Source organism: Erwinia rhapontici (genome assembly GCF_012271765.1).
Taxonomy (GTDB): domain Bacteria; phylum Pseudomonadota; class Gammaproteobacteria; order Enterobacterales; family Enterobacteriaceae; genus Erwinia; species Erwinia rhapontici.
Window position 1 is genome coordinate 102,674 of the sequence record NZ_VRKO01000016.1, and the last position, 12,243, is coordinate 114,916.

General features: G+C 54.3%; 14 protein-coding genes. 11 read left to right on the forward strand and 3 right to left on the reverse strand.

The window, feature by feature from the left end; genetic code table 11:
* Window positions 1–22: 22 nt before the first annotated feature.
* Window positions 23–1,561 carry a murein biosynthesis integral membrane protein MurJ gene (gene murJ, locus FVB43_RS17325; RefSeq protein ID WP_167864383.1) on the forward strand — a complete coding sequence of 513 codons (1,539 nt, stop codon included), beginning with the start codon at window positions 23–25 and terminating at the stop codon, window positions 1,559–1,561.
* A 72-nt stretch (window positions 1,562–1,633) separates the two neighbouring features.
* Here the strand turns inward: murJ and flgN are convergent, their stop codons facing one another.
* The 3 genes from flgN to flgA form a co-directional block, all read right to left on the reverse strand.
* Window positions 1,634–2,065 (reverse strand): flagellar export chaperone FlgN, encoded by a 432-nt coding sequence (gene flgN, locus FVB43_RS17330; RefSeq protein ID WP_133842791.1) that lies wholly within the window; start codon window positions 2,063–2,065, stop codon window positions 1,634–1,636.
* Between the two features lie 3 nt (window positions 2,066–2,068).
* Window positions 2,069–2,371 (reverse strand): flagellar biosynthesis anti-sigma factor FlgM, encoded by a 303-nt coding sequence (gene flgM, locus FVB43_RS17335; protein ID WP_167864384.1) that lies wholly within the window; start codon window positions 2,369–2,371, stop codon window positions 2,069–2,071.
* Between the two features lie 105 nt (window positions 2,372–2,476).
* Window positions 2,477–3,145, reverse strand: a complete 669-nt coding sequence (flgA, locus tag FVB43_RS17340) for a flagellar basal body P-ring formation chaperone FlgA (protein ID WP_167864385.1) — start codon at window positions 3,143–3,145, stop codon at window positions 2,477–2,479.
* 156 nt (window positions 3,146–3,301) lie between these two features.
* On the opposite strand from flgA, the gene flgB reads away from it, so the two are divergent.
* The 10 genes from flgB (at window position 3,302) to flgK (ending at window position 12,240) form a co-directional block, all read left to right on the forward strand.
* Window positions 3,302–3,715: a flagellar basal body rod protein FlgB gene (gene flgB / locus FVB43_RS17345; protein WP_062743748.1), complete on the forward strand. Its 414-nt coding sequence runs from the start codon at window positions 3,302–3,304 to the stop codon at window positions 3,713–3,715.
* A gap of 2 nt (window positions 3,716–3,717) precedes the next feature.
* Window positions 3,718–4,122 carry a flagellar basal body rod protein FlgC gene (gene flgC, locus FVB43_RS17350; protein ID WP_062743747.1) on the forward strand — a complete coding sequence of 135 codons (405 nt, stop codon included), beginning with the start codon at window positions 3,718–3,720 and terminating at the stop codon, window positions 4,120–4,122.
* An 11-nt stretch (window positions 4,123–4,133) separates the two neighbouring features.
* Window positions 4,134–4,805, forward strand: a complete 672-nt coding sequence (flgD, locus tag FVB43_RS17355; protein ID WP_167864386.1) for a flagellar hook assembly protein FlgD — start codon at window positions 4,134–4,136, stop codon at window positions 4,803–4,805.
* 30 nt (window positions 4,806–4,835) lie between these two features.
* The gene (gene flgE, locus FVB43_RS17360) at window positions 4,836–6,044 is read left to right on the forward strand and encodes a flagellar hook protein FlgE (protein WP_167864387.1); all 1,209 of its coding nucleotides are present in this window, start codon (window positions 4,836–4,838) and stop codon (window positions 6,042–6,044) included.
* 21 nt (window positions 6,045–6,065) lie between these two features.
* On the forward strand, window positions 6,066–6,821 hold the full coding sequence (locus FVB43_RS17365) for a flagellar basal body rod protein FlgF (protein ID WP_167864388.1): 756 nt from the start codon (window positions 6,066–6,068) through the stop codon (window positions 6,819–6,821).
* 15 nt (window positions 6,822–6,836) lie between these two features.
* Window positions 6,837–7,619 carry a flagellar basal-body rod protein FlgG gene (gene flgG, locus FVB43_RS17370; protein WP_133842802.1) on the forward strand — a complete coding sequence of 261 codons (783 nt, stop codon included), beginning with the start codon at window positions 6,837–6,839 and terminating at the stop codon, window positions 7,617–7,619.
* A gap of 86 nt (window positions 7,620–7,705) precedes the next feature.
* Window positions 7,706–8,407: a flagellar basal body L-ring protein FlgH gene (locus FVB43_RS17375; RefSeq protein ID WP_133842804.1), complete on the forward strand. Its 702-nt coding sequence runs from the start codon at window positions 7,706–7,708 to the stop codon at window positions 8,405–8,407.
* A 9-nt stretch (window positions 8,408–8,416) separates the two neighbouring features.
* Window positions 8,417–9,523 (forward strand): flagellar basal body P-ring protein FlgI, encoded by a 1,107-nt coding sequence (locus tag FVB43_RS17380; RefSeq protein ID WP_133842806.1) that lies wholly within the window; start codon window positions 8,417–8,419, stop codon window positions 9,521–9,523.
* A complete protein-coding gene (gene flgJ / locus FVB43_RS17385) occupies window positions 9,523–10,464 on the forward strand; it encodes a flagellar assembly peptidoglycan hydrolase FlgJ (protein ID WP_133842808.1) in 942 nt (313 codons plus the stop codon). The genes FVB43_RS17380 and flgJ overlap by 1 nt, the downstream gene beginning before the upstream one ends.
* Before the next feature lie 132 nt (window positions 10,465–10,596).
* Entirely contained in the window at window positions 10,597–12,240 is a 1,644-nt protein-coding gene (gene flgK / locus FVB43_RS17390; RefSeq protein WP_167864389.1) for a flagellar hook-associated protein FlgK, read from the forward strand.
* Window positions 12,241–12,243: the final 3 nt, after the last annotated feature.

A 12,243-nucleotide genomic window follows, 5' to 3' on the forward strand; every position in this document is an offset into this window, starting at 1 on the left:
GGATATCAGAATCAGGAATTACATGAACCTGTTGAAATCACTGGCAGCGGTCAGCTCCATGACCCTGTTTTCACGTGTGCTGGGCTTTGTGCGTGATGCCATTGTGGCACGCGTGTTTGGCGCGGGGATGGCGACCGATGCCTTCTTTATTGCTTTCAAATTGCCAAACCTGCTGCGCCGTATTTTTGCCGAAGGCGCATTTTCTCAGGCCTTTGTGCCGATTCTTGCGGAGTACAAAAGCAAGCAGGGTGAAGAAGCGACCAAAGTCTTTATTGCCTATGTGTCAGGGCTGCTTACCCTGGCTCTGGCGATTATCACGGTGCTGGGGATGTTCGCGGCTCCCTGGGTGATCCTGATTACCGCCCCGGGTTTTGCCGACACACCGGACAAGTTTGCGCTGACGTCTTCGCTCTTGCGGGTCACCTTTCCTTATATTCTGCTGATTTCGCTGGCGTCGCTGGCGGGGGCGATCCTCAACACCTGGAACCGTTTTTCCGTTCCCGCCTTTGCACCCACGTTACTGAACGTCAGTATGATCGGCTTTGCGCTGTTTGCGGCACCGCACTTTCATCCTCCCGTCATGGCACTGGCATGGGCGGTGGTCGCGGGGGGCGTGCTGCAACTGGGTTATCAGCTGCCGCATCTGAAGAAAATCGGCATGCTGGTGTTGCCGCGCCTTAACCTGAAGGATGCGGGCGTGTGGCGTGTGATGCGTCAGATGGGGCCGGCGATCCTCGGTGTGTCAGTCAGCCAGATTTCGTTGATCATCAATACCATCTTTGCCTCCTTCCTCGTGTCCGGTTCGGTATCGTGGATGTACTACGCTGACCGTCTGATGGAATTTCCTTCCGGGGTGCTGGGCGTGGCATTGGGCACCATTCTGCTGCCTTCGCTGGCGAAGAGTTTTGCCAGCGGTAACCAGGACGAGTATTCCAAACTGATGGACTGGGGGCTGCGCCTCTGCTTCCTGCTGGCACTGCCCAGCGCGGTAGCGCTGGGGATTCTGGCGAAACCGCTCACCGTGTCGCTCTTCCAGTACGGCAAGTTCAGCGCATTTGACGCCGCCATGACGCAGCGGGCGCTGGTGGCTTATTCGGTCGGACTGATGGGGCTGATTGTGGTTAAGGTGCTGGCGCCGGGTTTTTACTCGCGACAGAACATCAAAACCCCGGTGAAGATTGCGCTGTTTACGCTGCTGGCCACGCAGGTGATGAACCTGGCGTTTATCGGCCCGCTGAAACACGCCGGGCTGTCGCTGTCTATCGGTCTGGCTGCCTGTCTTAACGCCGCGCTGCTCTACTGGCAACTGCGTAAGCAGGATATTTTCCAGCCGCAGCCGGGCTGGTTCAGTTTCCTGATGCGTCTGGGGATTGCTGTTGTTGTGATGGCAGCGGCGCTGCTGGGCATGATGTACGTGATGCCTGACTGGGCCAGCGGCAATATGTTGTCGCGTTTGCTGCGTCTGGCCGCGGTCTGCGCGGTGGGAGGGGGTGTCTATTTTGTTGTGTTGGGTGCTCTTGGTTTCCGCCCGCGTCACTTCTCTCGCCGAACGGCGCAGTAAGAGAATAACAAACAGAAAAACCCCGCAGCGCAAGGGCGCAGCGGGGTAAAGTCGAACACGGGTTGACGGATATTATGCTTTGCGACTTACCGGAGCGCTGGTAATCGCATGTCCGTCAGGGCCATAAAATTTTTGTGACTGATAAGGCTTCAAGACTTGCAGCGCATGCTCGTTATGACTGATCTGATGGTTGAGCAACATACCGTTATGTAAATTGGTATCACGCAGTTTTACCGTCTGTTCCTGAATAGCCGCCCAGCGCCGTGCAAGTGCCGGGTGCTGGCTGTAAGGCACATGCATACCAGTGACTTTTTCGGCGTCACGACGCATATCTTCCAGGAAATTGAGGGTAGCCAGTAAAGAGCTTTTATCCTCGGTAATCCGTTGCAATAAGCTGCTGTTGACCTGACCTGCCGAGAGCTGTTCTTGCTCCGCATTCATGACATCGGCCAGCGACGAAAGAACTTCAAGCATTTTATCAAGTGCGTTTTGCAGCTTATCCATGGGTTAATTACCTTGCAGTGAGTCTTTAGCTTCCTGAATCAGTGCGTCGGCAATTTTGCCGGTGTCCATCTTCAGTTCGCCGTTGCGAATTGCATTCTTCAGCTCTTCAACGCGAGCCGTATTAATGTCCTGTGAGCTGGCTTTGCTCAACTGTGACTGTGCGCCGCTGAGAACAACCTGAGTGCCGGTTGTGGTTTCAGTGGTTTTGCTTTCTGCTGCACGCGCTTTTGGCTGGGCAACATCATTGGTATCACGTGACTGTACAGTGCTTGCCGGTTTCAATGCCTGGGTTCTGTCGATGCTCATATGCGCTCCTGTTAACTCAGGTTCTCACAACCTGATGTTCAATATTCTAATAGTACAATGACCGTTATAAACACTATCGGCAGAACTGTAGCCTTCTTTAGTGGTTTATAGCGATATCAGAATATTCCCATTAGCGTCGACCTTACCCATCACGATTTGCCCTGAACTCATCCGAACTCTGACCGGTTGCGTGGACGTGGCATTGTTCAGTGCCTTGCCTTCGCTGCTGATATTAAACCCTTCACCGCTGGCGGTAACGGTAACCATCTGGCCTGCTTTCACTCGCCACGGTTGGCGCATCATCATCAGTGTGACGGGCTGACCGGGATTGATATCGCGCAGGGCAATAGCGCCGACCGCGTCCGCGGGGCTCGTCAGGGTGCGGGCGGGCAGGGTATCCAGTCGGCCCTGCTCCATTCGCATATCACTGGCGGAGATCGTCGCGCCGCGCGGCACCTGGCGGGTGGCAACCAGATATTGGCCGCTGACCTGAACCTGTACCTGAATATAACGTCGATTCTGATCGCAATTGGCAGCAACGCTGATATTGCCCCACATGCGGCTGTTGCCCGGCAGTGAGAACTGCGGTTGCTCACAGGCAGGCCACATCGTCTGCGGAGTTTTCACCACCACGGTGAGGTTATCGGCAGACTGCCCGCTTTGCCCATAGCGATTTTTAAAAAATTCATTGAGCTGTGCGTTAAGGTCGACAGCACTGGCAGAGACGCTTATCAGAGCGAGTAAAACGGCCAGTAGTCGTGTGAATCCTCGCATCAGAGACCCCCTTAATTTCAACATGGCACCGATTCTACCCTCAGATGCATATTGTCAAGGCGCAAATTAGCGACGATTTTTAGCGCTATTCAAACGATAGTCCTTTCCCCCTCGAGATTATGCTGTCAGCTCTAAATTCTCACTTGCGGAGGACGCATGCTCGACAAACTGGACGCAGCACTACGGTTTAACACCGAAGCCCTGAACCTGCGTGCACAGCGACAGGAAATCCTGGCATCCAATATCGCCAATGCTGACACGCCGGGCTATCAGGCTCGCGATATCGATTTCGCCAGCCAGATGAATAAGGTGCTGGAACAAGGGCGGGCGCAGGGTTCCGGGCTGTCGCTGGCGGTGACGTCGGCACGCCATATTCCTGCGGAAAATCTTCAACCGCCTTCGATGGACCTGATGTACCGCATTCCTGACCAGCCTGCGCTGGACGGTAACACGGTAGATATGGACCGCGAACGCACAGAGTTTGCCGATAACAGTCTGAAATATCAGACGGATTTGATGGCTATCAGCAGTCAGATTAAAGGCATGATGTCTGTGCTACAGGGGCAATAACAATGGCACTTTTAAATATTTTTAATATTGCCGGTTCGGCAATGGCTGCACAGTCACAGCGTCTTAACGTCAGTGCCAGTAACCTGGCCAACGCCGACAGCGTTACCGGGCCGGATGGTCAGCCCTATGTAGCGAAACAGGTAGTGTTTCAAACCGACGCGGCACCCGGGTCCCCGACGGGTGGCGTGAAAGTGGCGCAGGTGATCGATGATCCTGCCCCGGCACGTCTGGTGTATGAGCCCGGTAACCCGATGGCCGATGCCAAAGGTTACGTGAAAATGCCCAATGTGGATGTAGTAGGAGAAACGGTGAACACCATGTCAGCCTCGCGCAGTTACCAGGCCAATGTTGAGGTTTTAAACACCGTTAAACAGATGATGTTGAAAACCTTAACCATGGGTCAATAAGGAGCTTCCCGATGAGTATTGCTGTTGGTGTAAATGAAAAGCAGGCCACCACGACGCTGCAATCTTCCTCGTCTTCTTCTGATACGTCAGCGGCGGACTTGCAGAGTAACTTCCTGACGCTGCTGGTCACCCAGTTGCAGAATCAGGACCCGACCAATCCGATGGATAACAGTCAGCTGACCTCGCAGCTGGCACAAATTAATACCCTCAGTGGTATTGAGAAACTGAACACCACGCTGGGATCCATTTCCGGTCAGATTACCTCCGGCCAGTCCTTGCAGGCCTCGACCCTGATTGGTCACGGCGTGATGGTCAATGGTTCACAGGTATTGGTCGGCAACAGCACCACTACGCCGTTTGGCGTTGAGCTGGGGCAGGCTTCCACTGCGACCACCGCCACCATTAAAGATGGCAGTGGTGCCGTGATCCAGACTATTGAGCTGGGCGCACAAACTGCTGGTGTACACACCTTCCAGTGGGACGGTAAAGCGGCCGATGGTAGCGTCGCGGCCGATGGTAAATACACCGTTTCAATCAGCGCCAGCAATGCCACCGGTCAGCTGGTTGCACAGCCGTTGAACTATGCCTTAGTGAACGGCGTGAGCAGCACGGCCAAAGGGGCTGTACTTGACCTGGGCACCATGGGGACGACCACCCTGGAAAACGTACGTCAGATTATTTAATCCACTAATTTATGCTTCAGGAGTGACAACATGGGCTTTTCACAGGCAGTCAGCGGCTTAAACGCAGCATCCAGCAACCTCGACGTTATTGGTAACAACATTTCGAACTCCGCCACCGCGGGCTTTAAATCCAGCACCGTCGCGTTTGCTGATATGTTTGCCGGTTCTAAAGTGGGTCTGGGTACTAAGGTTGCGGCCGTGGTACAGGACTTTAACGATGGTACCACCACCACCACCAGCCGTGGTCTTGATGTGGCGATCAGCCAGCAGGGCTTCTTCCGTATGGCGGATACCAGTGGTGCGGTGTATTACAGCCGTAACGGCCAGTTCACGCTGGATGCAGATCGTAATATCGTCAACATGCAGGGCCTGCAGCTGACCGGTTATCCGGCTACCGGTACCCCGCCAACCATCCAGACCGGTGCTAACCCGGTAGGATTGAGCGTGCCAACCACCGCGATGTCAGCTAAAGCGACCACTGGCGTGACAATGACGGCGAACCTGAACTCCACCGATAGCGTTAAAGCGTTAGCGGATTTAGATATCACCGACTCAACGACCTACAACGCCAAATCATCAATGACGACGTTTGATTCGCTGGGCAACTCGCACATCGTTAACCTGTACTTTAACAAGACGTCGAATAACAACTGGACCGTTACCCCTGTTGATTCTTCAACCGGCACCACGGGAACGGCCACGCCACTGGTCTTTGACACCAGCGGAAATCTGACCACCCCAGCCAGTGGCATGGTGGGCTTTACTATGGGCGCGTTGAACGGTTCAGCAGGCCCAACCAACCTGACCGTTGACATCACCGGCAGCCTGCAACAGAACAACGGGACCAGCACGTTTGGTAACCCGGTGCAGGATGGGTATAAGCCTGGCGAACTGACCAGCTATCAGATCAATGATGATGGCACCCTGGTGGGTACCTATTCCAACGAACAGACTCAGGTTCTGGGTCAGATCGTCCTGGCTAACTTCGCAAACCCGGAAGGCCTGAAATCAGAAGGTAACAACGTCTGGTCTGCGACGGCGTCTTCTGGTCAGGCACTGACCGGCATCGCCGGCACCGGTAACCTCGGTACGCTGACCGCGGGTGCGCTTGAGTCCTCAAACGTGGATCTGAGTAAAGAGCTGGTGAACATGATCGTTGCGCAGCGTAACTACCAGTCGAATGCGCAGACCATCAAAACTCAGGACCAGATTCTTAACACGCTGGTCAACCTGCGTTAATTCGGTTAACAGGATCGTTCTATGGATCACGCAATATATACCGCAATGGGGGCTGCCAGTCAGACCCTCGATCAGCAGGCAGTGACGGCGGCCAACCTGGCCAACGCCGCAACACCGGGATTCCGTGCGCAGCTTAGTGCTGCGCGTGCGGTGCCGGTGGAAGGGTTGTCATTGCCTACCCGTACGCTGGTCACGGCGTCGACGCCGGGAGCAGATATGACCCAGGGGGCGCTGGACTACACCGAGCGTGCGCTGGACGTGGCGATGCAGGGTGATGGCTGGCTGGCAGTGCAGACTGCCGACGGCACCGAAGCCTATACCCGCAACGGGAATATGGAAGTCAGCCCGGCCGGGCAGCTTACCGTACAGGGCAACGTGGTGATGGGTGACGGCGGGCCGATTGCGGTGCCGCAGGGCGCTGAACTCACCATCGCGGCTGACGGTTCTATTACTGCGCTGAATCCGGGCGATGCGCCGAATGCGACGGTGCAGTTGGGCAGGCTCAAGCTGGTACAAGCTACTGGCAGTGAGCTGACGCGCGGTGATGACGGTATGTTCCGCGTCTCAGCCAGTGCGGTGGCCCAACGCGGTGCCACGTTACCTATCGATGCCACCATGAAAGTGATGCCGGGCGTGCTGGAAGGCAGCAACGTCAGCAGCACGCAGACCATGGTCGATATGATTGCCAACGCCCGTCGTTTCGAGATGCAGATGAAAGTGATTTCCAGCGTCGATGAAAACGAACAACGAGCCAACCAGCTGCTGTCAATGAGCTGATCAGAGGAATAATAGATGATTCGTTCTTTATGGATTGCCAAAACCGGTCTTGACGCTCAGCAGACCAATATGGACGTGATTGCCAACAACCTGGCAAACGTTAGCACCAACGGTTTTAAACGTCAGCGTGCGGTATTTGAAGATCTGATGTACCAGACGATGCGTCAGCCAGGCGCGCAGTCATCTGAGCAGACCACGCTGCCTTCCGGTTTGCAGATTGGTACGGGTGTGCGTCCGGTGGCCACAGAGCGCCTGCATAATCAGGGCAACCTGTCGCAGACCAGCTCATCGAAGGATGTGGCGATCAGTGGTCAGGGCTTCTTCTCGATTCAGATGCCTGATGGTACCACCGCGTATACCCGCGATGGTTCTTTCCAGACGGACCAGAATGGTCAGTTGGTTACCAACGGTGGTTTCCCGGTGCAGCCCGCTATCACGATCCCGCCAAACGCCCTGAGCATGACCGTCAGTCGTGATGGTGTGGTGAGCGTGACCCAGCAGGGCCAGACTAACCCGGTTCAGGTCGGACAGTTGACGTTGAGCACGTTTGTCAACGATGCCGGTCTGGAAAGTATGGGTGAAAACCTTTATCAGGAAACACAGGCATCCGGTGCGCCAACGGAAAGTAACCCGGGCAACAACGGTGCGGGTACGCTGTACCAGGGCTATGTGGAAACGTCAAACGTTAACGTAGCGGAAGAGTTGGTCAGCATGATCCAGACTCAGCGCGCTTATGAGATTAACAGTAAGGCCGTGAGTACTTCTGACCAGATGCTGGCGAAACTGACTCAGCTGTAAAAGTAAGACGGACTGATTGACCGTTACAGGTGCCGGGTTTGCCCGGCCCGTTAATACAATATTCTCGTAATGAAAGGTTTATATCCATGGCGCAGCAGATCTCATTGCCTGGACGTTTGTTGGTAGCCACGTTGCTGCTAACGCTTAACGGTTGTGCGTTAGTTCCCCGTAAGCCACTGGTTGAAGGCTCGACGACGGCCCAGCCGATGCCTGCTTCACCTGCATTGGTCAACGGTTCTATTTTTCAGGGCGTGATGCCGATGAACTACGGCTATCAGCCGCTGTTCGAGGATCGCCGCCCACGTAATATTGGCGACACATTAACCATCACGCTGCAGGAAAATGTCAGCGCGAGTAAGAGTTCTTCTGCCAATGCCGGACGTGATGGATCTTCCAGCTTCGGCTTAAGCGCGACACCGCGCGCCCTCGTCGGACTGCTGGGTGGCGACAAAGCCACCTTCGCCGGGGAAGGGAAAAATGATTTTGCAGGAAAAGGGGGCGCTTCAGCGAATAACACCTTTACCGGCACCATCACCGTTACCGTTAACCAGGTATTGCCTAATGGCAACCTGAATGTGGTCGGTGAGAAACAGATTGAAATTAATCAGGGAACAGAGTTTATCCGCTTCTCCGGTGTGGTTAACCCACGCACGATTAGCGCCAGCAACAGTGTTGTTTCCACCCAGGTGGCTGATGCCCGCATTGAGTACGTCGGTAACGGCTACATCAATGAGGCGCAGAATATGGGCTGGCTGCAACGGTTCTTCCTGAACATATCACCGATGTAAGAGGTTTTAATGCGTAATGTACTGATTCGATGTGTCCTGCTGCTGACGGTAGGGTTTAGCGCCCTGGCGCAGGCCGATCGTATTCGCGATCTCACGACCGTGGGCGGCGTGCGTGATAACTCCCTGATCGGCTACGGTCTGGTGGTGGGACTCGATGGCACCGGTGACCAGACAACCCAGACGCCATTTACCACACAGAGCCTGAGCAACATGCTGTCGCAGTTAGGGATCACCGTTCCTACCGGCACAAATATGCAGTTGAAAAACGTGGCGGCGGTGATGGTGACTGCAAAGCTGCCAGCATTTGGCCGTCAGGGGCAGGTGGTTGATGTGGTGGTTTCCTCCATGGGTAACGCCAAAAGCCTGCGCGGCGGTACGCTGCTGATGACCCCGCTGAAAGGGGTGGATAACCAGGTTTACGCGCTGGCGCAGGGTAACATTTTGATCGGCGGTGCCAGTGCTGCGGCCGGTGGCAGTAGCGTGCAGGTCAACCAGGTGAACGGCGGTCGTATTACCGGCGGTGCCACGATTGAGCGTGAATTGCCGAATAACTTCGCCACCAGCAATATCGTTAGCCTGTATCTGAACCAGGAAGATTTCAGCATGGCGCAGCGCATCAGCGACGCCATTAACAGCCGCGGTGGCTACGGGATGGCGCAGGCCGTCGATGGCCGCACTGTGCAGATCCGCTCAACAGCAAATAACACCTCTCAGGTACGTCTGCTGGCGGATATCCAGAATATTGATGTCTCGGTTCCGATTCAGGACGCCAAAGTGATCATCAACTCACGTACTGGCTCGGTGGTCATGAACCGTGAAGTGATGTTGACGCAATGTGCGATCGCCCAGGGCAGCCTGTCGGTCACGGTCAATCAGACGCAGAACGTCAGTCAGCCTGATACGCCATTTGGCGGTGGTCAGACTGTGGTGACACCGCAAACGCAGATTGATATGCGTCAGAGCGGGGGCGCACTGCAAACGGTTAACGCCAGCGCGAATTTGAACAGCGTGGTTCGTGCACTGAACTCGCTGGGTGCGACGCCTATCGATCTGATGTCTATTTTGCAGTCGATGGAAAGCGCAGGTTGCCTGCACGCCAAACTGGAAATTATCTGATGAGCGACAACAGCCAGTCTCTGAGCAGCGCGGCGTATGACAGCCGCTCGCTGAACACCCTGAAACGGTTAGCCGGTGATGACCCGAAAGCGCATGCGCGCGAAGTGGCAAAACAGGTCGAAGGGATGTTTGTCCAGATGATGTTGAAAAGCATGCGCCAGGCGCTACCGCAGGATGGCCTGATGAGTAGCGAGCAGACGCGGCTTTATACCTCAATGTACGATCAGCAGATTGGCCAGGAGATCGGGGCGAAAGGCCTCGGTCTGGCTGACCTTATCGTGAAACAGATGGAAGGGCAGAAGCCGCTGGATGAGAAAGCCGGTACGGTGCCCATGCCGCTGGATAAGAGCTTTATCAACACCTTACCTCCGCTGGCGATGGAACAAATGGTCCGTAAAGCGGTGCCACGTTTCTCCAGCGCAGAGATGCCGTTATCCGGTGACAATGGTGACTTTATCGCGATGCTGTCAAAACCGGCACAGGCGGCGAGTGAGCAAAGTGGTATTCCTCATCACCTGATTCTGGCCCAGGCCGCACTCGAATCAGGTTGGGGCCAGCGCCAGATCCTCACGCGTGACGGTAAGCCAAGCTATAACGTCTTTGGTATTAAAGCGACGGGCAGCTGGCAGGGTAAAACCACTGATGTGATGACCACCGAATTTGAGAATGGTGAAGCGAAAAAGGTGAAGCAAAAATTCCGTGTTTACGACTCCTATTTCGATGCCCTCAACGACTACGTCAAACTGCTGAGTAACAATCCACGCTATGCGGCCGTGACGACCGCTTCCTCGCCGGAACAGGGCGCGCAGGCGTTGCAGGCTGCGGGTTATGCCACCGATCCTAAATATGCACAAAAGTTGGTGGGTATGATCCAGCAGTTCAAAAATATGGGTGAAAAAGTGGTCAAAGCCTACAGCCAGGATATCGGCGATTTGTTTTAAATTTTTCGGGGAAATGCTCAAGTTTGCCCCGGTTTAACCGATAACCTTTTCAGGCCGGATTTGCGTTAACCCCCTTCCGGCAAACGATTCGTCAATGCTGGCTCTGCAGTTGCCGGTTAACAAGGACCCGAAATGGCTAACTTAATCAATACCGCGATGAGCGGGTTAAGCGCTGCATCTGCTGCGCTGAATACCACCAGTAACAACATTACTAACTATGCCGTTGGCGGTTATTCACGCCAGACAACGGTGCTTGCTCAGGCCAACAGTACCCTGAGTGGCGGCAGTTACTATGGTAACGGTGCTAATGTCTCCACGGTATACCGTGAATATGACCAGTTCATCACTAACCAGCTGCGTGCGGCCAGCGCCCAGTCCAGTGGTATTGCCAGCCAGTATAGTCAGATTTCCAATGTTAACAATATGTTATCAAGTACCACGAATACGCTCTCAAGCAATATTCAGGACTTCTTCAGCTCGTTGCAGACATTGTCGAGTAATGCCAGTGACCCCTCTTCTCGTCAGGCTGTTCTGGGTAAAGCTGAGGGATTGGTTAATCAGTTCAAAGTGACTGATACCTATCTGTCCAACCTCGACGGCAGCCTGAATACGGCGGTTACCGCTTCAGTTGAACAAATTAATAACTACGCAAAACAGATTGCTAACGTTAACCAGCAGATTATCAAGCTAAAAGGCGCAGGTGCGGGTAGTGAGCCCAATGATCTTTTAGATCAACGCGATAAACTGGTCAGCGAACTGAATGCCATAGCTGGTGTTAACGTTACCCAGCAGGATGGTGGTAGTTATAATATCTCTATCGGTAATGGGATTTCCCTGGTCCAGGGCGACACCTACAGTCAACTGGCGGCAGTGCCATCGAGCGCTGATCCTGGACGCACGACTATCGCGACTGTTGATCCTGTAACGGGTGCAAAAACTCAGATTCCTGAGTCAGAAATTACCAATGGTTCGCTGGGAGGCCTGCTGGCGTTCCGCGGCGATCTGGATAACGTACGTAATCAAGTCGGCCAATTGGCGATGGCGTTGGGAACAAGCTTCAACACCCAGCACAAACTCGGCAAAGATATTGATGGCGCGGATGGTGAAGATTTCTTCGGTTTGGGCGGCCCTTCAGTCCTGCAGAATGCCAAAAATAAAGGCACCGGCGAACTGACAGCGGAGTGGGATGACACCACCAAAGTTCAGGCCACGGACTACAAGCTAACGCTTAATAATGGTACCTGGACTGCAACCCGTCTGTCTGATAATACGACGGCGACCATTGATAGCACCACCACGCCTGGCGTGTTGGCATTCGATGGCCTAAAAGTGACGCCGACGGGTACGCCTCTCTCCGGCGATAGTTTCACCGTTCAACCCGTTAAAAACGTTATTGCCAATATGGCGGTTGAGATTACCTCTGAAGGAAAATTGGCTGCTGCCAGTGCGGCCGGGGGGGAAAGTAACAATGAGAACGTACAAAAACTGCTGGATTTACAAACCAAAAATTTAGTCAATGGCAAAAGTACTCTGACGGAGTCGTATGCCAGCCTGGTTGCGAACGTGGGCAACAAAGCCAGCACCCTTGCTAAAACCAATACCACACAGGCAGCCGTGGTGACACAGCTTACCAATCAGCAGCAGTCTGTTTCCGGGGTTAACCTGGATGAAGAGTATGCAAACCTGACGCGCTATCAGCAGTATTACATGGCCAATGCCCAGGTATTACAGACGGCTTCCACTATTTTCCAGTCACTGATAAGTGCTGTCAGCTAAATT